The sequence below is a fragment of the Saccharopolyspora hattusasensis genome (assembly GCF_050972075.1).
Lineage (GTDB): Bacteria > Actinomycetota > Actinomycetes > Mycobacteriales > Pseudonocardiaceae > Saccharopolyspora > Saccharopolyspora hattusasensis.
Genome location: NZ_JBPCDC010000001.1, coordinates 949623 through 972346 on the forward strand (window position 1 = coordinate 949623; position 22724 = coordinate 972346).

The 22724-nt window shown below is 66.7% G+C and carries 20 protein-coding genes and 8 pseudogenes; 12 read left to right on the forward strand and 16 right to left on the reverse strand.

The features are described from left to right. Positions 1 to 168 precede the first annotated feature (168 nt). Positions 169 to 444: an NUDIX domain-containing protein gene (locus ACRXBZ_RS04495; protein WP_433883797.1), complete on the reverse strand. Its 276-nt coding sequence runs from the start codon at positions 442 to 444 to the stop codon at positions 169 to 171. A gap of 234 nt (positions 445 to 678) precedes the next feature. Here ACRXBZ_RS04495 and ACRXBZ_RS04500 point away from each other — a divergent pair, with 234 nt between their 5' ends. After that, on the forward strand, positions 679 to 864 hold the full coding sequence (locus tag ACRXBZ_RS04500; RefSeq protein ID WP_433877925.1) for a hypothetical protein: 186 nt from the start codon (positions 679 to 681) through the stop codon (positions 862 to 864). 178 nt (positions 865 to 1042) lie between these two features. Here ACRXBZ_RS04500 and ACRXBZ_RS04505 read toward each other — a convergent pair whose 3' ends face one another. Both ACRXBZ_RS04505 and ACRXBZ_RS04510 read right to left on the reverse strand, forming a co-directional pair. After that, a complete protein-coding gene (locus ACRXBZ_RS04505) occupies positions 1043 to 1462 on the reverse strand; it encodes a CAP domain-containing protein (RefSeq protein ID WP_433877926.1) in 420 nt (139 codons plus the stop codon). Between the two features lie 516 nt (positions 1463 to 1978). Further along, positions 1979 to 2444: pseudogene (locus ACRXBZ_RS04510) on the reverse strand (TetR/AcrR family transcriptional regulator). Positions 2445 to 2699: 255 nt separating this feature from the next. Here ACRXBZ_RS04510 and ACRXBZ_RS04515 point away from each other — a divergent pair. Next, entirely contained in the window at positions 2700 to 3062 is a 363-nt protein-coding gene (locus tag ACRXBZ_RS04515) for a hypothetical protein (protein WP_433877927.1), read from the forward strand. 28 nt (positions 3063 to 3090) lie between these two features. On the opposite strand, the gene ACRXBZ_RS04520 is transcribed toward ACRXBZ_RS04515, so the two are convergent. Beyond that, a complete protein-coding gene (locus ACRXBZ_RS04520) occupies positions 3091 to 3405 on the reverse strand; it encodes a hypothetical protein (protein WP_433877928.1) in 315 nt (104 codons plus the stop codon). Between the two features lie 339 nt (positions 3406 to 3744). Here ACRXBZ_RS04520 and ACRXBZ_RS04525 point away from each other — a divergent pair, with 339 nt between their 5' ends. Next, positions 3745 to 4296 (forward strand): dihydrofolate reductase family protein, encoded by a 552-nt coding sequence (locus tag ACRXBZ_RS04525; protein ID WP_433877929.1) that lies wholly within the window; start codon positions 3745 to 3747, stop codon positions 4294 to 4296. Positions 4297 to 4718: 422 nt separating this feature from the next. Here ACRXBZ_RS04525 and ACRXBZ_RS04530 read toward each other — a convergent pair whose 3' ends face one another. The 4 genes and pseudogenes from ACRXBZ_RS04530 to ACRXBZ_RS04545 form a co-directional block, all read right to left on the reverse strand. Continuing rightward, entirely contained in the window at positions 4719 to 5018 is a 300-nt protein-coding gene (locus ACRXBZ_RS04530; RefSeq protein WP_433877930.1) for a hypothetical protein, read from the reverse strand. A 7-nt stretch (positions 5019 to 5025) separates the two neighbouring features. Continuing rightward, positions 5026 to 5235 (reverse strand): annotated as a pseudogene (locus tag ACRXBZ_RS04535) (type III polyketide synthase); the annotation flags it as partial. Next, a complete protein-coding gene (locus ACRXBZ_RS04540; protein ID WP_433877931.1) occupies positions 5205 to 5846 on the reverse strand; it encodes a hypothetical protein in 642 nt (213 codons plus the stop codon). The gene ACRXBZ_RS04540 and the pseudogene ACRXBZ_RS04535, both read right to left, overlap by 31 nt. A gap of 1 nt (position 5847) precedes the next feature. Next, entirely contained in the window at positions 5848 to 7491 is a 1644-nt protein-coding gene (locus ACRXBZ_RS04545; protein WP_433877932.1) for a class I SAM-dependent methyltransferase, read from the reverse strand. A 517-nt stretch (positions 7492 to 8008) separates the two neighbouring features. Between ACRXBZ_RS04545 and ACRXBZ_RS04550 the strand changes: the two are divergent. From ACRXBZ_RS04550 to ACRXBZ_RS04560, 3 genes and pseudogenes are all read left to right on the forward strand, one after another. Then, positions 8009 to 8534 (forward strand): annotated as a pseudogene (locus ACRXBZ_RS04550) (ISAzo13-like element transposase-related protein); the annotation flags it as partial. A 139-nt stretch (positions 8535 to 8673) separates the two neighbouring features. Beyond that, positions 8674 to 8952, forward strand: coding sequence for a hypothetical protein (locus ACRXBZ_RS04555; RefSeq protein WP_433877933.1), 279 nt, complete (start codon positions 8674 to 8676; stop codon positions 8950 to 8952). A 374-nt stretch (positions 8953 to 9326) separates the two neighbouring features. After that, entirely contained in the window at positions 9327 to 9515 is a 189-nt protein-coding gene (locus ACRXBZ_RS04560) for a hypothetical protein (RefSeq protein WP_433877934.1), read from the forward strand. Positions 9516 to 9738: 223 nt separating this feature from the next. Here ACRXBZ_RS04560 and ACRXBZ_RS04565 read toward each other — a convergent pair whose 3' ends face one another. Together ACRXBZ_RS04565 and ACRXBZ_RS04570 are read right to left on the reverse strand one after the other, a co-directional pair. Beyond that, positions 9739 to 10461 (reverse strand): class I SAM-dependent methyltransferase, encoded by a 723-nt coding sequence (locus tag ACRXBZ_RS04565; protein WP_433877935.1) that lies wholly within the window; start codon positions 10459 to 10461, stop codon positions 9739 to 9741. A gap of 696 nt (positions 10462 to 11157) precedes the next feature. Further along, complete coding sequence (locus tag ACRXBZ_RS04570) at positions 11158 to 11964, reverse strand: TetR/AcrR family transcriptional regulator (RefSeq protein WP_433877936.1); 807 nt, start codon at positions 11962 to 11964, stop codon at positions 11158 to 11160. A 301-nt stretch (positions 11965 to 12265) separates the two neighbouring features. On the opposite strand from ACRXBZ_RS04570, the gene ACRXBZ_RS04575 reads away from it, so the two are divergent. From ACRXBZ_RS04575 to ACRXBZ_RS04585, 3 genes and pseudogenes are all read left to right on the forward strand, one after another. After that, positions 12266 to 13417 carry an FAD-dependent monooxygenase gene (locus ACRXBZ_RS04575; RefSeq protein ID WP_433877937.1) on the forward strand — a complete coding sequence of 384 codons (1152 nt, stop codon included), beginning with the start codon at positions 12266 to 12268 and terminating at the stop codon, positions 13415 to 13417. Positions 13418 to 13584: 167 nt separating this feature from the next. After that, positions 13585 to 15162 carry an alkaline phosphatase D family protein gene (locus tag ACRXBZ_RS04580; RefSeq protein WP_433877938.1) on the forward strand — a complete coding sequence of 526 codons (1578 nt, stop codon included), beginning with the start codon at positions 13585 to 13587 and terminating at the stop codon, positions 15160 to 15162. A gap of 197 nt (positions 15163 to 15359) precedes the next feature. Next, positions 15360 to 15725 (forward strand): annotated as a pseudogene (locus tag ACRXBZ_RS04585) (reverse transcriptase domain-containing protein); the annotation flags it as partial. 20 nt (positions 15726 to 15745) lie between these two features. Here the strand turns inward: ACRXBZ_RS04585 and ACRXBZ_RS04590 are convergent. Beyond that, positions 15746 to 15886, reverse strand: coding sequence for a hypothetical protein (locus ACRXBZ_RS04590; RefSeq protein WP_433884132.1), 141 nt, complete (start codon positions 15884 to 15886; stop codon positions 15746 to 15748). On the opposite strand from ACRXBZ_RS04590, the pseudogene ACRXBZ_RS04595 reads away from it, so the two are divergent. Continuing rightward, positions 15861 to 15968, forward strand: a pseudogene (locus ACRXBZ_RS04595) (group II intron maturase-specific domain-containing protein); the annotation flags it as partial. The gene ACRXBZ_RS04590 and the pseudogene ACRXBZ_RS04595 overlap by 26 nt on opposite strands. A gap of 43 nt (positions 15969 to 16011) precedes the next feature. Here ACRXBZ_RS04595 and ACRXBZ_RS04600 read toward each other — a convergent pair. After that, positions 16012 to 16560: pseudogene (locus ACRXBZ_RS04600) on the reverse strand (IS110 family transposase); the annotation flags it as partial. A 101-nt stretch (positions 16561 to 16661) separates the two neighbouring features. On the opposite strand from ACRXBZ_RS04600, the gene ACRXBZ_RS04605 reads away from it, so the two are divergent. Beyond that, positions 16662 to 17324, forward strand: a complete 663-nt coding sequence (locus ACRXBZ_RS04605; RefSeq protein ID WP_433877939.1) for an FAD-dependent oxidoreductase — start codon at positions 16662 to 16664, stop codon at positions 17322 to 17324. A gap of 173 nt (positions 17325 to 17497) precedes the next feature. After that, positions 17498 to 17638: pseudogene (locus ACRXBZ_RS04610) on the forward strand (hypothetical protein); the annotation flags it as partial. A gap of 156 nt (positions 17639 to 17794) precedes the next feature. On the opposite strand, the pseudogene ACRXBZ_RS04615 reads toward ACRXBZ_RS04610, so the two are convergent. The 4 genes and pseudogenes from ACRXBZ_RS04615 to ACRXBZ_RS04630 form a co-directional block, all read right to left on the reverse strand. Next, positions 17795 to 17920 (reverse strand): annotated as a pseudogene (locus ACRXBZ_RS04615) (dihydrofolate reductase family protein); the annotation flags it as partial. Positions 17921 to 18174: 254 nt separating this feature from the next. Next, on the reverse strand, positions 18175 to 19626 hold the full coding sequence (gene argG, locus ACRXBZ_RS04620) for an argininosuccinate synthase (protein ID WP_433877940.1): 1452 nt from the start codon (positions 19624 to 19626) through the stop codon (positions 18175 to 18177). 349 nt (positions 19627 to 19975) lie between these two features. After that, the gene (locus tag ACRXBZ_RS04625; RefSeq protein ID WP_433877941.1) at positions 19976 to 21754 is read right to left on the reverse strand and encodes a CocE/NonD family hydrolase; all 1779 of its coding nucleotides are present in this window, start codon (positions 21752 to 21754) and stop codon (positions 19976 to 19978) included. A gap of 91 nt (positions 21755 to 21845) precedes the next feature. After that, entirely contained in the window at positions 21846 to 22703 is an 858-nt protein-coding gene (locus ACRXBZ_RS04630; RefSeq protein WP_433877942.1) for an SAM-dependent methyltransferase, read from the reverse strand. Between the last annotated feature and the right edge of the window lie 21 nt (positions 22704 to 22724).

A 22724-nucleotide genomic window follows, 5' to 3' on the forward strand; every position in this document is an offset into this window, starting at 1 on the left:
GAGGGCTGTGCCCTCTTCCCCGTCGACCTGGCGCAGCCCGATCAGGCAGCGTCCTTCCGGGAGGCGACAGTGACCGGTTCAAGATCGCAGCGGTAGCTCACGCCAAGATGTAACTCCTGTAGTTCTGGTGAGGCTACGCATCTTGGGTGCTGGTAGACGCTTAAGCGGTTAGCCTGCCACAGCATCTGGTGTGATCATCTGAGCATTTGGCATCCATACGTACTCCGCCCCTGGGTGTCCGTCTGAGCGGCTTCCGGAGCGTTTCGGCGGGTTCCACCCGACCGCGTAGAGCGGGCCGGTGAGGTCGAGTCCGAGTTCTTCGCGGACTTCTCGTCCGCATGCTGCGGTGGGTGGCGCGTTTTGTTCGATCAGTCCGCCCGGTAGGTGCCATCGCTGGTCGTCGACCGGGCGGACGATCAGCCATCGGCCGTCGTGGTCCTGGATGAGACCGCGTGCTGTGCCCGGGGTCCGCCGGGGTGCGCCGGTGCTGTTCGGCTCATTTCCGGGTTGCGATGATCAGCCTTCGCGCGCCCCGCCGGAGGAGGTCTCCAGCGACCCATGCGCCCAGGCTGGCCGGGTCGTCGAGGGGGCTCCAGCCGTGGGAGCGGACCCATTGGGAGCCGTCGCGGTTGAAGACCATGCCGAACAGGCTGAGTTTCCCGTCAGCGGTGGTGTGGGTTGTCCGGCTATGGGGCTGTTGCGGTGCCCCCGGAGCATGTGCAGCATCGTCCGTTCGGCTGCGATGTGGCGGGCGATGTCCGGGTCGTTGAGTTCTTCCAGCAGCCGCGTGACCGGTTCGTCGGCCGCGACTTTCCGCTACCGACCCTACGCGCCGCCGCGGCGAAGGTCGCCACCTGGCCGTGAGTGATTTTGGGTGCCATAGCACCAAAAAACGCTCACGGGCGTGGAGTCGAGGTGGGAAAGGAGGTGGGACGATCTCCCACCTCATGCCGAAGGCATACGAAGCGCTGCCGCCTGCTTCTCCACTGGCGACAACATCATCAGCGGCCAGTATGCCGATGCCGGGCAGCCGCCGGGCGGCTCAGCGTCCGAAGTCCTGCGTCCAGTAGTAGCCATTGGTGTCGACGGCGACGCCGATGGTCTTGTTGGAGCAGTTGAGGATGTTGGCCTTGTGGCCGTCGGACTTCATCCAGCCGTCCATGACCTGTTGTGCGGTCTGGTAGCCCATGGCGATGTTCTCTGCGCCCGGCGACGGGTAGCCGGCCTTCGAGATGCGCTGCGAGAAGGTCACACCGTCGGGGGTGGTGTGATCGAGGTAGGCGCGTTTGGCCATGTCGGCACTATGGACCTTGGCCGACGAGGAGAGCCGGGAGTCCACCGAAACGGACTTGCAGCCGGCGTCGGCGCGCTTCCCGTTCACGAGGCTGACGACCTGGTCCTCGACCGAGGGAGCCGCGCCCGCTGCGGGGGCCCATGCGGCGGCGGTTCCGACACCGATCAAGAAAGCAGTCAGGACAGTTACGGAGCGTCGATAATTCGGGGATTTCATGCCGTTGCAAGCTACCCCATTCGAATGAGATCAAACCGTAACCTGTGGAGACAGTCACTCTTTGTAGTACGGAGAGTAGTGGTGCAACCACTGGACGGTTCGATCGCAGCCCACAGGCGCTCGGCCAGCAGGGGGTCCTCGATATATAGTGATGCGTGCATGTGTGCATGCTTTGCGCGATATCCGCCGCGACCGGCCTGATCGCGCCACTGCCGCAGACGGCGACGGTGAACAGTACTCCCGTAAGTCCGGCAACGCCGAGCCGCGCCGAGCCGCGCCGACGCACGCCACGTCGTCGCCCCCGACGGACGGAACCCCGCAAGTCACGCTGACTTCGGGCTCGACCTGCTCGGCGGCTGCTGCGGCTCGACGCAGACCGGATTTCCCCACGGCGCAACGGCACTCGCCGACGCCGCGCTGACCCGGTCCACCGAACTCGGGTGCGCGCACACGGAATTCCACGCGCAATCACGAAGCGGGCGGCCAGTTCCGGAGGACGGCGTCGAGGGCATCCAAGGCCCTGGACCAGGAGATGTCCGCCTCGCGCGGGTGGTGGCGGAACCCGCCCGCCGCCTCCAAACTCACGTACCCGTGGATGACGCTGCCCAGCAGCCGCACGGCATCCGTCTGGTCGGGCTCCGACAGGTCGTAGCCGCGCAGGATCGCCCGCGTCATCTCCGAGTGCCGACGCGCCGCATTGGCGGCCGCCGTCTCCGCATCGAGCTCGATCTGCGCCGCCGCGAACCTCCCCGGGTGCTCGTTGGCGTAATCCCGGTAGGCATTGGCGAAGGCGACGAGGGCGTTACAGGCTCGCGTCCGTGACGCCGAATCGGCGCGCGAGCGCCGAGACGGTCACGTTCTCGAAGCCGGCCTCGTCGGCCAGTTCCGCCGCAGCCCGGATCAGGCGTTCGGCGTTCAGCCCCGCGCGTGCCATCCGCACCCCTTTCCTAGAGTCGAAGGACGTCGAAATCCGGCCGCCACAGGCGGAAACCACGGAGCTGGCCGCCCTGCGCACCGACGCCCACGGCTACCGCACGGCTTAGCGCCAATGGTGGTAGATCAGGTCGCGAGGATCCCCGCCCCCGATGCCGATCAAGAACTCCGGCGTATCCCCCATAAGGGCGGCAGGTGGCGACGCGCCATCGGATCTGCTACCCACACGCCCGAACGTCACGAAAGATGCCCATCCGTGACCAGCATCGACGAGGCCCTGCAGCTCTACCCGGAGCTCGCTGTCCTAATCGCGCTATCGCACGCCCTGTGGACCTTCTGGTACCTGACCGACACGGCCGGGCGCCCGGAGTGGCTCGTCGGTGTGCTGAACTGGCCGGAGTACAGCGATGCGCTGTGGATCGTCGATCGCGGAGAGGCCCTCGCGGTTCGGCTGCGCGTCGACTCGCCGGGCACGCGCGGAGGGGTCGTCTGGCAATCCGCGGGCTCGTTGACCGCCGCCATCGACGCGCTTCGCGCGCTCCCCGCGCCGGATGAGCCCGGTGCGCCGAGCCGGGTGATCCGGTCCGGACCGTTCTGGCCGCCGCGCGGTTTCTGCTGACTCCGTCCCGCCGGCTCTTCGATCGGCGTCACGGGTAGCGCACCCGCGGATGCGCGGGATCGAAGGCCTGCCTGGCGCGATCACGACGTTCGAGGGCGGCGAAGAACCGGACCATGCCGGCCTGCCCGCGCAGGCCCGCCGCCAGCTCACGTCGGCTGCACTCCTCGGTCGGGCAATTGTCGAGCAGGTCTCGCGCGGCCCGGTCCAATTCGGCGGCGAGCCTCTCCAGCAGGGCGGCCCGTTCGGCGTGGTCGTGGGTGATCGCGCATCGTCGCATCAGATCTCGGATGCGCACGACGGTGGTCCGTGGATACATCGAGAAGGGCACGTCCGCGGCTGTCATGCGCTTTCTCCCTGCGAATCCGGCGACACGCCGAGTACTACCGCATTCGCCAGACCTGGGCAGCGCGCCCGGGGCCCGCAACCCCGCAGTCGCGGCGTCCAACGCCGCCAGCGGAGCTCATTCCCCCAGCGTGGCAAGGTCTTGCCACTCAACCGAGCGGATTTTGGGTCGACGGCCGTCGTCAGCACCCGAGTGACCTCGTGCACTCCGCGCGGGAACTTCGCCGGATACCGATGAGTTCGCGTATCTGCTTCAGTCAGTATCGGCCGCGGGATCGGTACCGGGCGAGGAGCGCTTGGCCCGGACCCGCGCGTCGTCAACGAGACAGGAGATCCACCGATGGGCAAGATCCGCGTTCAGGAGTTCGTCAGCCTCGACGGCGTGTTCGAGAACCCGAGCTGGACCGCCGAATACGGCTTCACCGACGAGATGGGCGAGTCGATCGGCCACCTGACGGAATCCAGCTCGGCGATCCTGTTGGGACGCACCACCTACGAGATGTTCGCCCCGGCCTGGTCCGGCCGCACCGCCGAGGACGACCCGGGCGCGCCGTTCTTCAACAACTCCCCGAAGCACGTGGTGTCGTCCACCCTGACCTCCGCCGACGAGTGGCAGAACTCAACGGTGCTCGGGGCCTACGCCCCTCAGGCGATCCGCAAGCTGAAAGAGGAGACCGACGGCATCTACATCAGCGGCAGCGGCACCCTGGTGCGCGCGCTGCTGGCCGACGGCCTGATCGACGAACTGCACCTGCTGGTCTACCCGGTCGTCCTGGGCTCGGGGGCGAAGCTGTTCCCGGAGGGCACGCAGCGCATCCCGCTGGCCCTGGCCGCGCAGGAAGCGTTCCGGAACGGGGTTGTGCACCTGACCTACGGCCCCGCCAAGTCCTGAGCCGCTCTGCTGAACAGATCCCGTGAGTGTGCGCCGTCCGGTTCTTTTTCGTTGCTATAGAGACGGTTTCCAAACTCGTCCCGCGTGGCGGTGTACTGTCGTTCCGGGACCGCGCCTCCTCGCCGTGGAGGTCACACAAAGCTGCGGATGTGCTTGAGTCCTAGCGGGTGGTGTTCGAGTCGATCACGCTGAGCTTGCGGCTGCCGACTGTGACCGTGACCGGTGCGGAGGACGTCAGACGTACTCGCGTCGAGAGGGGTCACCAGCGCGGTCCGGCCACGAACAGGGCGGCGATAATGCGTTCGACCATCCGTCGGTGCCGATCAAGTGCAGGCCTGGACTCGATTCCGATGTAAAGACGCTGTGGAGCCGCCTGCCGTCGTCGGCGGCGACAGGCGGCCCAGATGGCCCAGATGGTCCGATCAATCCACCAGGCTTCGATGCCGCTCTCCCGCAGTGGGTGTCTGCCCAGTTAGGCCACCTGCGGGTACCGGCGTCCAGGTGCGCGACTGCCAGGTGCCGACGGACATTTCGGCGGTGATTCCCGGGCCGAACGCGGCGATCATGCCGCGGGCGGCGTCGGGCAGGGAGCCCTCGTCGAACAGGCGTCGCAGCGCGTCGAGGACGACGACGCTGGCGATGTTCCCGTACTCGGTCAGGGGTGGCCCAGCTGTGCCGGAACGAGGTCTTCGGCACCTGCAGCAGGCGCTGGAGGTCCTCAAGGATGCGAGGGCCACCAGCGTGCATGATGTAGAAGTCGAGATCCGAGACGTTCCAGCCGTGACTCTCCGCCAGTCCACGAAGGGCAGGCGCCACAGGCTCCATGGTCGTGGGCACACGTCGGTCCAACCGGAAGTGAAAACCGGTACTCCTGACCGAGTAGGAAATCCAGTCCTCGGTATCCGGTATCAGGTGTGCTGCGTTGCGTTCCAGCCGTATGCCCTCACCGCCTTCCCGCGCACGACCGCGGCTCCGACGGCGTCAGCGAACAATCCGTCACAGAGTATGTCGCCGAGGCTGTCGTCGGTGGGCTGGTAGCACAACGAGCAGAACTCGCACGCGACGATTAGTGCGTTCGCTGCCGGTTGGGCGGCACAGAAATCGTGCGCGCGGTTGATCGCCGCGGCGCCCGCGGCGCATCCCAGTTGTGCGATCGGCAGTTGCCTGGTATCCGGACGGAATCCCAGTGAGTTGATCATCCACGCGGTCATGGACGGCATCGTGAACCCGGTGCAGCTCACGTAGATGATCAGGTCGATGTCGCCAGCGTCGAGCCCAGCGTTGCCGAGGGCTCGGTGGACCACAGCGGGCACTCGGGACTTCGCTTCTTCGGCGTAGATCGAGTTCCTGGTTTCGAATCCCGGGTGCCGGAGTGTCTCCTCGATCGGCCGGATGATATGCCGTTTGCGCACGCCGGTGTTCTCGATCAGTCGCAGCGCCAATGGCAGCTGCGGGTGGTCTCGGTACATGCGGCGTGCCAGATCGAGGGTTTCGTCCAAAGTGACGATGTGCTCGGGAACGGCCACTGCGGGCCGGCATAGCACTGGCACTTCAGATTTCCGCCTTCGTCTGGCCGTCGCTCGTGTCGGAGGTCAGGCGGCGGGCCGTGACGAACAGGTAATTGTTCGGGGACCAACTGTCGATGATCTCGAACCCCATTTCACGGATCCGGCTCGTGAGCACGTCTCGATCGAAGGAGGACACGTTGAACGCCGTTTCGTGACGCCGTTGGAAATGTCTCTGCAGGGGCCGGGCCGTGGTCCGAAAGGTGAGCAGGGTCAGCGAACCGCCCGGCCGCAGGACACGGGCCATCTCACTGAGCGCGGCCCAGGGGTTCGCGAACAGTTGGAGCGCGTTCCAGCAGTTGACCGCGCCCACCGACCCACTGGCGATGGGCAGGCTGGTCACGCTCGCGCGACCAATCGGGATTCCGGGAAGCGCGGCGTGGAACTGATCGACCATCGCCCTGCTGACGTCCACACCGACGACCCGGTCGGCGCCCACGATGTCGGCCAATGGCCGGGTCCACCTGCCCGATCCGCACGCGACGTCAAGGACCGGGCCATCCACCGGGCGGATATGGTCCCGGAGGTACGCGTACTCGTCCTCGAAGGTGATCTCGCCCGCCCAGTCCGCAGCCATGAGCGCCACGAAACTCAGCCGGTGGGACTCATATCTGGCCACGTGCAGGGGATCCTTGAGGAACATCAGGCCTAGCCCCGCCTGGCTGAATTCCGTGCCGGGTAAGAAGTCGACGACCGTGTCGGCGATGTCGTACCCCTTGCCGCACCGCGGACATTCAGACGGGACAGCCAGGTCCAGTGGGTTAAGACAGTCGGGGCAGCAGAAGACATCGTGTTGGTGGTGCGGCACCGCCGCGCTCGTGGCCGTGTTCTGGGTGCCGGGTGCGGGTTCACGGACGTCGAGACGTTCGCGGGTGTCCTGGAGTAGTTCCGCTGGTGTCTGTCTTGCACCCGGGAGATCTGCCGATTCGCGATCCGCCGCGTCCTCCGCCTGCGCGCCGAGGAGCGCCAGGATCGCCATCGTTTCCAGATCCCGGATCTCACGATGGTCCTCGTCGGGCAGGGCGAGGCTCGCCCGCCACTCCTGGTCGATCTGCTTCTCGTGGGTGTCCAGCACCCAGTGCGTCGGTGAGGGCCAGCACCGGCCGAGTGGGAAGCGGGATTCGGCAGCCGGGTCCTCGGTGCACCGGGCCACCCGTGCCGCATCCGGTGCGGACACGTGCGGAGACCGCGTCAACCCCTCGATCAGGTCGCCCTGGGCTGGGAAGTGGGCCAGTAGGTACAGCAGTGACGTCCTGGCCGCGTTTTCCGTCGACCCCAGCCGGCTGAGGAGCTCTCGGTATCCGTCATAACCCTTCGCGACCGCGGCGTACACCGCATCGGACAGGGCCGGGTCCGGCGCGTGCCCTTCGGCGAACACTCCGAGCGCCAGAGCCAACCACGGGCGCCACGCCGGGGCGACGGCCGGCAACATGGTACTCAAGTGCTCAGCGGCGTCGACGGTGGCCGGATACACCCTTCCCTCGAACCAGACATCCGAAAGAAGCTGATCGAACAACGCGGGGCGGTAGGCAAGCTGGCCCGATTCGGCGATCAGGCGTGCGGCCTGAAAGAAGTTGGTAGCGGGACCGAAGCGGCCCACCGAAGGTGGAACTGAATCGATGTTTCGCACCAGGATCTCCTAACAAACACGCCGGGTGCCCGACGCGGTCACGACTGTGGTCTAATTAGCCCAAGCTGTGTCCGGCTAGTAGGTCAGCGGACAGGCCAACCCTTCTCCACGAGAATTGCCAGCAGCAGAGTTGGGCGTGGTGGTGGGCGTCATCGCCTTTTTCAACCGGCACCCAGACAGAAATGGTCTTTGTATTCGATGTCTCTGCACTCCTGCCGATAGGTCGACGTAGGTAGCTGCAGTCGTATCGTGGCCGATAGAGCCTGATGGCCGACGCTGGCATATACCACCCTTTTGTTATTATGTGACATATTGCCGCAGGCAGACGCCGGTCGGCGCACCGTTGCCCTTTTGTACTAATTCCGCTGCCCGCTTGTGCACCCTTGGAAACTTTGACGACCGCCTCCGCTGCCAAGGCAGCATGATCAACCCCCGAAGGCCTTACGAACTCGACCACTTAAAAGGAACTGCCGGGGAACAAGACGTAACGTCCCGGTTTTTTGAAACATATTGTGGTATGGGTGATTTCGTGGTGACCGAGGCGGAGCTTGCGGCGAAGTTCTCGGTGGTGCTGCCGCATCTGGATGAGCGGCAGTGTCGGTTGGTGTTGGGCGCCGTGGCGCGGGCAGCGGGTGTGCGTGAAGCGACGGTGTCTCGCGGGGGACCAAGCTGGAATCGGGTGAGCCGCCGGTGAGTCGGGTCCGTCGGCCCGGTGGTGGTTGTAAGCGGGTGGCTGAGATCGATCCCGGGCTGGTCCCGGCGTTGTTGGCGCTGGTCGAACCCGACGAGCGTGGTGATCCGGAGTCGCCGTTGCGGTGGACGACGCGCTGACCCGTAACCTCGCCGCCGCGTTGTGCGACCAGGGTCACCTAGTCCTAGTGTCCGCCGATGTGGTGGCCGACCTGCTGCGCGAGCAGGGGTTCAGTTTACAGGCGAATGCGGAAACCCTGGAAGGCAAACAGAACCCGGATCGCGATGCTCAGTTCCGATACATCAACGACCAGGTCAAAACTCATCAGGACGCCGGTGAACCGGGGGTGAACCGGTCAGGGCGTGTGCAAGGTTGATCTGAGGGTTGCGGCGGGTTTCTGTCCAGGTGGGATGCGAGACGAGGGCGCGGTTTCCGGTGGGAGATCATCGGGTTGTCCGAGCCGTGACGGTTTATCCAGGAGCCGCGCTCTCGTGTTCTTGGCTTCCCTGATTCCGGTTGTGCTTGACCGGCCCACCCTCACAGTCGAGTCCATGCGGGGTCGTGTGGACGGTCTCTGGCGGGCTCTGGAGGCGGTGGGCGGCGAATCCTGTATGGGTTTGCCGTTACTGCCGTTACTGCCGTTACTGCCGTTGCTGCCGTTGCTGCCGGCTCTGGCGGCCCTGCCGGCCCTGGCGGCCCTGGCGGTGAACGCCGTTGCGAAGACGTTCATCGAGTCCGCCTCGGCGGAGAGAACCCGCAAGTTCCATTGAAATCGAACCTTCGATTTCAATGGAACTTGCGGAACGTCGGCGTGTCGCACCCCGACACGCCGATGCCTGTGGACAACCTCCGCAATTTCAATGGAAATCGTGGGCGGGCACGGACGTGCCGGGGCCCGCAGCCTGGAAGGTCCTTGTTCTGGACAGAAACCTGCGAACCGATCTGCTCGGGGCCCGGCAGGGCATCCGGATGGCGCTGGCGCCGCCCGAACGGCAGCTTCCCAGGACCCGACCTTTCGCGCGGGCATCACCCACGTCACGATCGATGTGTCCACTGTGTACAACTCGATGGTCGCCGCCAGCGGCCTACTACCGGGCGCCACCCTGATCGTGATGCCTTTCACGTGGTTCGACTGGCCAACAAGATGGTCGGCGACGTCCGCCGCCGGGTCTCCTTCGAGCACTACCGGCGCCGTGGCCGCGTGGGTGATCCCGCGAAATCCGAAATGCTCGTCGCAGCCGCTTTCCGGCCGGTGTTCAACGATCGAGAGGGTGAACGCGCTCTGCGGCTGCTTTCCTCGTTCCCCTTACTGAGCTTTCGCGATCTGGGGTGACGGTCGTGTGATCTCGACTGGCTGTGTCGATGATCAACCAGCGTGTGGTGGCGTGACGGGATCGGGCTGCGATCGAGCACGGCGGGTGTTCGGTGGCGCGGACGGTGTCGACGCCACGCTTGGCACAGGTGATGGCCTCGTCATAGTGTCGGGGCAGAGGTTTGGCCAGTTCGACGCCTTTGACGCTCGGCCAACACCCGAAATCCCCTTCCAAAACACGAAGTCAGTTCTGGCGTTCCGCGACAACCTCCCAAGCGGGGAACTGGGCGAATCCGTCGCTGAATGCCACCTCGTCCCCGGAAGGTTCGGGAAGGTTGATCGCCGCGCATACTGTGCGGAGCAGATCAAGAGTATAGGCAACACTGATCACGCCAGGGGTGATGTCGGTGATGGCCCACCCCGCTGGCGGCAGCGTCGCATACAACTCGTCGCGGGTGATGCGGAACGGGCCGGGCAGTGTCGCCGGCAGCGCCTCAGAGACGCAGGTCATCAGGAGGCGAGCGTCTGTCCGGCACACTCTGTGCAACTCACGGATGTATACCTGGCGTTGCTCGATGGTTAGGCAGTGATACAGGGCGGAGTCGATCACCGTGTTGTAGGCAGTAGGCAACTTCAGGTCGATGGCGTCGGCGACCGTGAATCGCACCGGGAGGTCATCATTGGCACGAGTACGGGCAATATCCAATGCGTGCGGGGCGGCGTCGAACCCGGTGACCTGGTAGTTGTGCTGGGCCAACCACACTGCGTTGGAACCGGTGCCGCAGCCAGCATCCAGCACGTGCCCGGTTATCAACCCGGCGTCGTGCCAGCGCACTACTGTCGGACTTGGGTCAGCTGAATCCCACACGGGTATATCTAGGGAAATACCGGGTAATGGCTTGCGAGCGTAGAGAGCATCATATTGGAGAGGGGTCAGATACAGTTCGCCAGTGGGCGGGATGGTCATGGTGGGGTTCCTTCTAATCGGGGGTGCGCAGCGCCATAGCACCAGGGCAAAGTCACGTTGACTTATGTGGTCCGTTGCGGCTTCGCGGATCATTCCACGCCCACCCGCCCACCAACGGCGGGATGGTCTGTGTTGACGTCGGCGTGGGTGAGGGAACGAGGCCGGTGTCAATGGCTTTTGGAGCGGTGGCTGTTGTGACGGCGAGGAAGGCGTGGGCGGGCATCGCGAGGGTGATGTGCCGGCGCCGGGCGTGGTAGCAGCGTATCTGGTAGTGGTACGACTTCATTTTTCTCGCCCTGGAGCCATTCCTCGACACCCATTGTCTGGACACTGGTATTACGAGCAGTCGCTTTCTTCACTCCCGCCTACAAGCTTCATTGCGGCCGAAGTAACAGAAACCTCCTACACATCTAAGCTTCTGTCACACCCCACTGCCCAACCGTACATTCTTCGATGCCCTAACGGGCACACCACGTGACCTCGCTCCGTCACCCGAAGCCCTCATCGCCCTCGCCATGCTCGCCCTCGGCGGCCACCGACCCACCCTCCCCGGACGCGCCTAACCCACCCACGGAAGCAGCAGAAGAGCGATTTCGCGCGAAATCGCCACGCGGCACACGTGGCGAGCGACGATTTCGCGCGAAATCGCCGCACTCTCCGCTACCCGCAAGCATTCGAAGTGCTGTCCAGTTCGCCTCAGCCGGCGAGATCGCCTGAACCGGTCGGGGCGCCGAGGCGTAGCTCCAGGCCGTCCACCAGCGCTCGCAGGCCCTGCTTTAACAGGTCGTCCAGGACTAGGTCGTAGCCTTCAGCGGAGAGCGCGGTCAGCATCCTCGCGAACGTCGGGTAGCGGCCAGAACCGGTGATCGCGGCCAGCGCGGGCGCCTGGTTGTCCATCCAATCGGACTCCGACAACCCGGATGAGCCGACGGCGTGCTGCTCGCGTTCGAGATGAATCGCGATGCCCTGCACGTAGCTGAAGAACAGCACGTGCAGGTCGCACAGGTCGGCTGCGCCGAGGCTGAAGCCGTCGAACGCGGCGAGCGCCCATTCCGCGTGCACTGCCAGGTTGGGCAGCGGCACCGGGCGGGTGATCGGGCCGAGCTGGGCCAGCCACGGGTGCCGCCTGTACAGCGACCACAACGTTCGCGCGCCCAGTTCCAGGCGGGCGCGCCAGCTGGTCGGCGGCCGCGCCGGGTAGCCCCGCTCGCCGAATGCGGCGTCGGCCATCAACATGATCAGCTCGTCTTTGCCTGCCACATGCCGGTACGGCGCCATCGCCGCGACCCCGAGGCGGGCGGCGACGCCGCGCATCGAAAGCACGGCAAGTCCTTCGTCGTCGGCGATCTCGATGGCTGCCCGCACGATCCGCTCGCGGGTCAGACCATGCTGCTGCCTGCGCGGCGCGGGGCCGCGGGCGGGCTGATGCGCCGGGCGGGACTTGGCCTTCGGCGCGGGCCTGCGGTCAGCGACCACGGTTCCGGAGCGGGGTTCGGCGCGCACCAGGCCTTCTTGGTTAACGTGGCCAGAGCTTTGGCCGCGGTGGCCATGGCGACGCCCCATTCGGCGGCGATCCGGCGAGTGGAAGGCACCTAGGCACCCGGCGCCAGTTCGCCCTGCTCGATCCGGCGCCGGAGCTCGTCGGCGATGCTCAGATACCGCGGTTCTGACAGCATACCCACTCCATTCTGACCTAGTACAGATAGTCAACTGTACTAGATCAGTTTTGGACTTTTTATCCATCCAGGGAAGTGTTCGCGCAGCGCAACCGCAACGAGCGTACGTCGAACACTGGAGGTAACCGATGCGGAACGTTCTGATCTCCGGCGCGAGCATCGCCGGCCCGGCACTGGCCTACTGGCTGCGGCGCAAGGGTTTCTCGGTGACCGTGGTGGAAAGGGCGCCCGGTCAGCGCAAGGGCCGCCAGGCGGTCGACATCCGCGGCGTCGCGCTTGAGGTGATGGATCGGATGGGCCTCGGCGAACACGTGCGGGCGGCTCGCACCCGGATGCGGGGAATGTCCATGGTGGACGATGAAGGCAACGAGCTGTTCCGGTCCGAGGAGCAGGCTTTCAGCAGTGGCCGGTTGGGCGGCGAGGACGTCGAGCTCCTGCGCGAGGACCTGACTGCGATGCTGTACGAGGTGACCAAGGACCAGGTGGAGTACGTCTTCCACGACTCGATCTCCGCCCTGGAGCAGGACGAGCACGGTGTCCGGGTCGAGTTCGATCACGGTGGTTTCCGCACTTTCGACTTCGTGATCGGCGCGGACGGCGCGCACTCCGCCGTGCGCCGCCTGGCTTTCGGCCCTGAGCAGCAGTTCAGCAAGCACCTCGGCCAGTACCTGGCGATCTTCCCGGCGGCCAACTTCCTGGGCCTCAACAACTGGCAATTCTGGTTCCACGACGAGGAATCCGGTACCGGCGGGGCTATCTACCCGGTGCGCGACAACGCGGAACTACGGGTCACCCTCGGCTTCCTGTCCGAGCCTGTTACCTACGACCACCGGGACGTCTCGCAGCAGAAGCAGATCGTCACCGACCGGTTGGCCGGCCTCGGCTGGGAGGTCCCGAAGCTCCTGGCGGCAATGGCCGACGCGCCGGACTTCCATTTCGACGCGATGGCGCAAATCCACATGGACCGCTGGACGACCGGCCTGGTCCGCGCTGGTCGGCGACGCCGGCTACTGCGCCTCGGCGCTGTCCGGGCAGGGCACCAGCCTGGCCCTGGTCGGCGCCTACGTGCTCGCCGAGGAACTGAGCCGGTCCGACGTCGATCACGCCGCCGCGTTCGCCGCCTACGAGCGGCGGATGCGCCCGTTCGTCGCCCTCAACCAGGCGCTGGCCACCGAGAACCCCGGTGGCCCCGCGTCCGAGGAGTCGGTGGCCCGCGCCAAGAACGGCATCTCACTGGACATCGACGCGACCGTCAGCGGATGAGCCGCCGACGATCTTAAGGGGTGCCCGCTGACGGCGCGATGCCCAGCCCCCTATCCCTCAAGGTACATCGCGGGGTCAGCGCTGGTTCGTCTGTCGGCCATCTGGCGGAACTACGGTTCGTCCGAATTTCCGATCCTGTGTGGACGCACGCCGTGCGGACGCGCATTGGCCGAAAAGGTGGCACATGTCAGAGAACACCGGCCCCAGCGCAGCAACCCCGTCCCGCCGCAAGGTCCTGTTAGCCGGCACGGCAGCCCTCGGTGCGGCAGCGCTGGGCAGCACCGGCCTTGGTGCCGTCGCCAGCGCGTCCCCCGGCGCGGGCGCCGTGCCGATCCGCGAGCCGTTCTCGCTCGGCGTCGCCTCCGGTGACCCGTTGCCTTCCGGCGTCGTGCTGTGGACCCGGCTGGCCCCGAATCCCCTCGCCGAGGACGGGCTCGGCGGCATGCCCAACCAGGTCGTGCCGGTGCAATGGCAGGTCGCCACCGACGAGCGGTTCCGCCGCATCGTCGCTGCCGGAAGCGAGATGGCCCGGCCGGAATCGGCGCACTCGGTGCACGTCGAGCTCGATGGCCTGGAACCCGGCACCGAGTACTTCTACCGCTTCCGGGTCGAGGACGAGCTCAGCCGGATCGGCCGCACGAAGACCGCGCCGCGCTTCGGCGCGCGGCTCGACCGTTTCGCGTTCGCCTTCGCCAGCTGCCAGAACTACCCCGTCGGCCACTTCAGCGCCTACTCCCACATGGTCGAGGAGGACCTCGACCTGGTCGCCTTCCTCGGCGACTACATCTACGAGGGCCCGGCCATGGGCACCATCGGCCGCCCGCACGTGCCCGCGCGCGAGATCTTCGGCCTCGCCGACTACCGCACGCGACTCGCCCAGTACAAGACCGACCCGGATCTGCAGGCCGCGCACGCCGCCTTCCCGTGGGCGGTCGTCTTCGACGACCACGAGGTCGAGAACAACTGGGCCGGCGACCGCTCCCAGCCGGACAACGAGCCCGACCAGGACCCGGCCGTCTTCCGCCAGCGCCGCGCCGAGGCGTTCCAGGCCTACTACGAGAACATGCCGCTGCGCGCGACGCAGCGCCCGTCGGGCGCGAACATCCGCATCAACCGCCGGCTGACCTTCGGCGACCTGGTTGACTTCCACCTGCTGGACACGCGCCAGTACCGCGACTTCCAGGACCAGGCCAAACGCCTGGACCCCGCGCGCACGATCCTGGGCACCGACCAGCGCGACTGGCTGTTCGGGAACCTGCGCGGCCAGACCGCCAGCTGGAACGTGCTGGCGCAGCAGGTCTTCTTCTCGCAGCGCGACTTCACCGCGGGCGACGTCGATTCCTTCAGCGATGACGCCTGGGACAACTACGTCGTGGAGCGCAACCTCGTGCGCGACCAGTTGGCCAAGGCTTCCAACCCGGTCGTGATCACCGGCGACGTGCACGCCAACTACGTCGCCGACGTCAAGGCCAACTTCGACGACCCGGCCTCGGCGACAGTGGCCACCGAGCTGGTCGGCACCTCGATCACTTCGAACGGCAACGGCGTCGACCAGAACCCCACCGACGCGGTCCAGCTCCAGGAGAACCCGCACATCAAGTTCATCAACCGCAATCGCGGCTACGTCCGCAACACCATCACCCACTCTGAGTGGAAGGCCGACTTCCGCGTCATCGACTACGTCGAGACGCCCGGAGCTCCCGTCCGCGACCGCGCCCGCTTCGTGATCGAGAACGGCCGCCCCGGCGCCCAGCAGGTCTGACCGCCAGGGTGCGGGTGCGGGATTTCCGTACCCGCACCCGGCTTTCAGCCCGCGGTTCGGGTCAGCGGCCGGAGAGCGGGATGACCTCGCCGGTACAGCGGCCGTCCGGGTGCATCAACCAACCCACCCGCTGGCCCCATCGGCCCACAACGAACACTCGGTAGCGCGAAGGCCGCTAGAATCCACCTCTAGAACGGATCGGGACGTTCCCAGCCACGGAACAGATCCGTGGCTGGCTGAAGGCCGGAGTGGTCGATCAGGGCCGGTACTCACCGACCATGGAGGGAACCCCTCAGGGAGGTGTGATTTCACCGCTGCTATTGAATATCGCGTTGCAGGGAATGGAATCAGCCGCGGGAGTCCAATACGACTACCGTGGCTGTGTGAAGGCCGGATGCCCGACCGTCGTGACCTACGCGGATGATTTTGTGGCCCTGTGCCACACCCGCGAACAGGCCGAGACAGTCCGGGACCGGCTGAGCACCTGGCTGAAGGAACGAGGTCTTTCCCTGAACCAGGAAAAGACGAGAATCGGGCGGATTGATGCCGGGTTCGACTTCCTCTCCTTCACCATTCGCCGCTACTACGTCAGCGGCGGCACCAAGGTACTCACCAAGCCCAGCCGCGACGCACTCACCAAGATCCGGCGGCGAAACGCCCAGGAGCTGCGCACCCTGCGCAGCTCCACCCCGGCCGAGGTGATCAGGACGCTGAACCCGATCATCCGAGGCCAGGCGAACTACTACCGGCCCGGGGCGTCCAAGAAGTCCTACCAGGCCCTGGACGACCATCTGTGGCAACACCTCTACAAGTGGGCGCGCCGCAGACACCCCCGCAAGTCCGCAATGCCTTGGTGGCGCCGGAAAACGGCGTGGCGGGCCGCAACCGGTGGATACGCAGCCGCAGGTAGTCGGCGATCACCGCGGCGTCACCGGGATCGGACTTCGCGCCGGAGAGCACCTCCGCCTCCCGCCACGTCTTGATCGCGTTCGGCTTGACCGGCAGCACTGGGTGCCCGGCCTCCAGCAGGGCGTCCACCAGGCGCCCATCCGGGCACTCGATCGCGACCGGCACCTGCTCGGCCTCACCCAGTTTGCCCAGCCGGGCGGCCAGCTTCGCGAACCCGGCCGCAGTGTGCTCAATGGTGAACGTGGCGACCTTACGGCCGGTCCGGTCCAGCACGCACACAGCGTGCTCGGTCGCAGCCCAGTCGATCCCGACGAAGTACAACGACCCATCTTCCAGCGACAACCCCGTCACCTTCCCACTCGAAGCACGAGGCAGGAACCCGACGGAAACGAAGGAACCGACTGTCGAGTGATCATTAACCGGCGCTCTACGGCGCATCCCTCTGTCATCGCTCAGCGGTTCCGTGGAAGCCGGGGGCGGCAGTGTCATCGAGGCCCACGAAGGGCGACCACAGAAGGCCGTCACCCCGGCTTCCGCCTAGTTCCTACCACAAGCCCCATCCAAGGGCCCGCACGGAAGAGGGTGCACCGGTGACCGCTGACAGCCTCCTGAAGGCGCTCCGCGAAGAAGGCCGCATCGTGATCGTCGGCGCCTCGCTGGCCGGACTGCGCACCGCCGAACAACTGCGCGAGGAGGGCTTCACCGGTTCCCTCACCTTGATCGGGGACGAGCCGCACGAGCCGTACGACCGGCCCCCGCTGTCGAAGCAGGTGCTGATCGGCCGGGCGCTGCCGGAGGACACCGCGCTTCCCCGGCGGCGCGCCATCGATGCGCAGTGGCGGCTGGGCGTCGCCGCGATCGGGCTCGACCGCAGGCGCGTCCGGCTGGCCGACGGGGAGGACGTCGAGTACGACCGCCTGCTGATCGCCACCGGCGTGCGCTCCCGGCCGTGGCCGCACGAAACCGAGGCCGCGCTGGATGGTATGTGCGTGCTGCGCACGAGGGAGGACACCGCCCGGCTCGACCGCCTGCTGTCCAGGAGGCCGAGCCGGGTGCTGATGGCGCCGGTTTCACCGGCTCGGAGATCGCCTCGGCCTGCCGGGAACGCTGCGGGTAGCTGGGTGGTGAGCATTGGCGAGGATCAGCAGGGTGAGCAGGACGAACGTGCTGAGCTGGATCCAGAACATCGGTGGTTCTCCTTCGGTTGGGCGCGGGGTGTCAATTTCGCGAGAAATTGGCGTTCACCCGGGTGACGGTCAATTTCTCGCGAAATTGCGCCGTCCTCTTCGGGCCGGTCGTGCAGCTCCGCCACGTTCGGGCTGGCTGGGTGGTGTGGACCCGCAAGGCGGTGGCCGATCCGGGGGGTGCGGCGCCGTCGGCCGGACACCGGTGGTGGGCAAGCGGCAAACGGTTCAGCGTGAACGCGATGTGCGCGATCGGTAACAAGGGCGAGCTGTACTTCACCGTCTACACCGGCTCGTTCAACGCCGGCGTGTTCGTGCCGTTTCTGAACCGGCTGACCCGTTACCTGGACCGTAAGGTCGACCTGATCGTCGACGGTCACCCTGTCCACCGCCGCAAGACCGTCCGGAAGTGGGTGGACGATCGCGCTGCGTCGATCGAGGTCGCTGACGAACGTGACGTCGGGCACCGGGGTGTCCGGGATGTTGTGGGTGAGCACGATGCTCGGTCCCGTCCACTGCCCGGCGTAGGCGCCCTCGCTCTCGGTCCCCCTGTTCGGATCGTCACCGCGGAAGGTGTTGTTGCCGATCAGGAGGGCGCCGACCTGGTGCACGATGGCAGCCGTGGCCGAATCTGATTCCAGCTCCAGTTCGCCCAGCCAGGACATGTCACCGCCCGGTCCCGCGATGAAACCGTCCAAACGACATGCTGCACTGGTACTGCACCGTGCTCATGAGCACCTCCGCGTGATCCACACCGCTGGGCGCGGTTCCCGCACGCTATCAGCGACTCGCCGGCCGCATCGCCGATTCCGGAATCGCCCACCTGTACAAGCGAAGATGCCGCGGAACAGGAAGCTCCGCGGCATCTTCGAATTGTCCGATGTGGACGGTGCTCGTCGGTCTCCCGACCGCGAGCCGGTCAGTCGGTGCCGAACTCCATCGCGGCGCGGTCGAGCGTCTCGCCTTCGCCGGAGACCGGAACCTCGCCGCGCGCGGCGATTGCCTCGGCTCCGCCCTGCGGCATCGCGCCGATCAGCCCGGTCGAGGCCGCCTGGGCGGCACCGATGAACGCGGGGCTGGTGCCGACCATGCCGAGACCGGCGTACTGCTCCAGCTTGGCGCGCGAGTCGGCGATGTCCAGGTTGCGCATGGTGAGCTGGCCGATCCGGTCCACCGGGCCGAACGCCGCGTCCTCGGTGCGCTCCATCGACAGCTTGTCCGGGTGGTAGCTGAATGCGGGACCGGAGGTGTTGAGGATCGAGTAGTCCTCACCGCGCCGCAGCCGCAGCACGACCTCGCCGGTGACCGCCATGCCGACCCAGCGCTGCAGCGACTCGCGCAGCATCAGCGCCTGCGGGTCGAGCCAGCGGCCCTCGTACATCAGCCGACCGAGCCGCCGACCCTCGTTGTGGTAGGCCGCCAGGGTGTCCTCGTTGTGGATCGCGTTGACCAGCCGCTCGTACGCGGCGTGCAGCAGCGCCATGCCGGGGGCCTCGTAGATGCCGCGGCTCTTGGCCTCGATCACCCGGTTCTCGATCTGGTCCGACATGCCCAGGCCGTGCCGGCCACCGATCGCGTTCGCCTCCATCACCAGGTCGACCGGGGTGGCGAACGCCTTGCCGTTGATCGTCACCGGGCGACCCTGCTGGAAGCCGATGGTCACGTCCTCGGTGGCGATCTCGACCTCGGGGTCCCAGAACCGCACTCCCATGATCGGGTCCACGGTCTCGATGCCGGTGTCGAGGTGCTCCAGGGTTTTGGCCTCGTGGGTGGCACCCCAGATGTTGGCGTCGGTCGAGTACGCCTTCTCGGCGCTGTCGCGGTAGGGCAGGTCGTGCGCGAGCAGCCACTCCGACATCTCCGTGCGGCCGCCGAGCTCGGAGACGAAGTCCGCGTCGAGCCAGGGCTTGTAGATGCGCAGGTGCGGGTTCGCGAGCAGGCCGTACCGGTAGAACCGCTCGATGTCGTTGCCCTTGAACGTCGATCCGTCGCCCCAGATCTGCACGCTGTCCTCGAGCATCGCCCGGACCAGCAGGGTCCCCGTGACCGCGCGACCGAGCGGCGTTGTGTTGAAGTACGGGCGCCCGCCGGAGCGGATGTGGAACGCACCGCAGGTCAGCGCGGCCAGGCCCTCCTCGACCAGCGCCGCGCGACAGTCGACCAAGCGCGCGATCTCGGCACCGTAGGTCAGCGCGCGGCCGGGCACCGAGGCGATGTCGGGCTCGTCGTACTGGCCGATGTCGGCGGTGTAGGTGCACGGGACGGCACCCTTGTCGCGCATCCACGCGACCGCGACCGAAGTGTCGAGGCCGCCGGAGAAGGCGATGCCGACGCGCTCGCCGACGGGCAGGGAGGTGAGAACCTTGGACATGAGAGAAAGTATGCATCGTGATGAATGACCATGCAAATCCGGGGGTCGCCTCCGCCCGAACGCACGCGGCCGACCACCAGAAGCATTCACCACACACCCCTGGCCGGCCAAGTTCCAGCTCGAACACTCAATCGATACAGGCCCACCGCGGCAGGAACTTCGACTTCGCACCATGGTCGACCAGCGTTCGATGCTCTCCGAGGTCTTCGCGATGCCCAGAGACGCGCTCTCGGCGGCATGAGCGTGCGCTGGATGATGATGTTCTGTCTCGCTAATGGCCACGTTCTGCGACTACGGCATGGTTCGAGGTCGTGGCCGTTCGACGTTGGCACACCCACGGTTTGCCGTGTCAGTTGGGGATGACCGGAACGTACAGGTTTGAGGCGTGGTCGCCGCCGAGGTGGATGGTGGCACCGTGTCCGCTTCTGCGGTCGCCTGGGTCGTTGTGCGCGAGCGGTCCCATGTTGTCGTCGTCGGCTTGGACACGCAGTTGGAGGCGCTGCCCGGGTTCGAGTGTGATGGAGGTGGGCCAGATCTCCACTTCGAGCAGGGTTGGCACGCCGGGTTCGAGGGGCTGGATCTCGTCGTGGCTGTGCCACGGGCGGTGCGCAAGGGTGCGTTCGGGGTCGAGTTTACGGTGGGAGGCGCGCAGCCAGCCGATGCCCATCGGCACCGGTGTGGCTGCCCCGCCGGGACCGATCGCGGGGATGCGCTTGCCGTCGACGTCGTACTGTTCGAGTTGGACGAAGACGTCCAGGTCGCCGGCGATGTGCGAGACCCACAGCCGCAAGGCGAGCGGGCCGGTGAGTTCCAGCCGTTCGGTGGCGGTGAAATCGAAGGTGGCCGGGTACGGCGCCCGGCCCTCGGCCGGCTGATGCCAGCTGAGTTCCTTCTGCCCCAGGTAAAGCTGGCGCCACTGTGTGCGGGGAAGCGGCCAGTTCTGTTCGTCGCGCCATTCGACGTCGTGGCCGCGGCGGATCGCGAGCCGGACGGGCGGGACGCCGTCCATCGCGGTCTGGTCGCCGCCGAGGAAGCGTTGCAGGAACCGCAACTGGAGGTCCTTGGCCCAGTCCGCGTAGTAGGGGTCGATGTGGGAGCCGACGTGGACTACGAGCCATTTGTACTCGGAGGCGGCATCGAGCCACCCTTCGATGTTGCCGCGCAGGTGCAGGTGGATCGAGCCCCAGTTCCCCGCCGACAGCACGGGCACCCGCACTTGGGCGAGGTCGACGGTTCGCTCGCGGTACCAGTCGTCGAGCAGCTCGCGTGATCTGAGGTCGTCGGGCATGCTGGCGTGGTCGTCGTCGCCCAGCTGCGGGATGATCTGCCGCTGCCACCAACTCTCGGTGGCGTTGGTGTAGATGCCGCCCTGGCGGCCCCAGTCGCGGTAGAAGTCGGTGCAGCCTTCCCAGGCGACGACCGCGGCCAGGTGCGGCGGCTGGAGCGCGGCGACGTGCCAGCCCATCATCGCGTACCAGGAGATGCCGCTGCTGGCGACCTTGCCGGTTGACCACGGCTGCACGCCGCACCATTCGATGACGTCGTAGAAGTCTTCGGCGTCCTTGCGGCTGAAGACGTCGAGGCGACCGGCGGACTTGCCGGTGCCGCGCGCGTCGGCGCGGACCACGGCGTACCCGCGTTCGGTCCACCACTGCGGATTCGGGGTCTCCCACACCATGTGGTCGCCCTGGTCGACGAGCTCGTACAGGGGAAAACGCTCCGGCCAGTGCACGTCCTTGCCATAGGGGCTCATCGACGCGATCACGGGCACCGGTTGCTCGCCGTCGGGCCGGAACACGTCGATGACGATCGGTGTGCCGTCTCTGGTCGGGACGGTCACGTCGCGGTCGATTCGCATGGGTATCCCCCTCTTGTTGCGCGCCTCCGCCGGGCGGCGGTGCCGCCCGCACAATATGGGGGTCGAGCGCGGCCTGCAGGCGCTCGCGGTCGTCCAGGACGCCCTCGCCGAGGCCGCCGAGCCATACGGGGACGACATCCGCAGGGGGGACCGCGGGCTGGCCCTGCGGGTGGCCGCCCGCACCATCACCAGCTCGTGCGTGCACCGGGCCGCCACCTGCCAGTCCTGGCCGGATGGGTTGACCTGGGCCAGCTGGGCCGACGAGACCACCGAGATGACCGTGGCCTACCTGACCTCCCAGAACGCACTACGCACCATTGATCGCGTCCACATCGCCTCCACGACCCGAAAGCCGGTTCGGTCAGTCCTTTTCGGCGTAGACGGCGGTTTCGAGTGCAGCCACGGGCATGCTCCGGCCGGCCGGTGCGAGATAGCGGTCGGCGTACTCCTGCGGGCCCAGCTGCTCGACCTGCCGCCAGCCGTAGCCCGCGAGGAAGTCTCCGATCTGCTCGGGGTCGAGCCCGAAGCGCCAGAGCTTGCGCCTGACCACGTACTCCTCGTGCAGCGCCTCGCCACCGCGCAGCGATGTCCCGTCGAGGAAGTCCTCGCGGAGGAAGGTGCACACGAGCCGGCTGCCGGCGGATGCCGACGCCAGGAACTCGAACATCGCGCGCACCGACTCCCCGGCCATGTAGGGCGTGACGGCTTCCGCGATGAACAACGTCGGCTGCCCGGGCCGGTAACCGTGCGCCGAGAGCGCCGCCGGCAGCTCACCGGATTCGAGATCGACCGGCACCAGCGCCACGGATTCGCCGAGCCGTCCGCGCAGCAGGTTCCGCTTGCGGTCGATGTTCTCGGGCAGGTCCACCTCGTAGATCCGGGTGCGGTGCGGATCGGGTTGCCGGTGGGCGCGGGTGTCGAAGCCGGCACCGAGGATCACCACGGCCTCGACGCCCGCGCTCACGGCGTCCGCGAACCTTTCGTCGATGTAGCACTTCCGGCACAGCGTGCTCGCCCAGATTCCCGGCATCTTCCGCTCGGTCGCGTTGATCAGCCATCGGCGGACCGGCCGGAACCTGGTCAGCGCCACGAGCGGTCGCACCCCGGCGGGCAGGAACCGGTGGGCCAGTTCGTCGCGCACCAGCGGGTTGCCGTCGCGCTGATCGACCGCGACGAACGCGATCGGGCCTACCGCGGTCCGGGTCGCACCGTTGCCCACGTCGCCTCCACTCCAACTCGA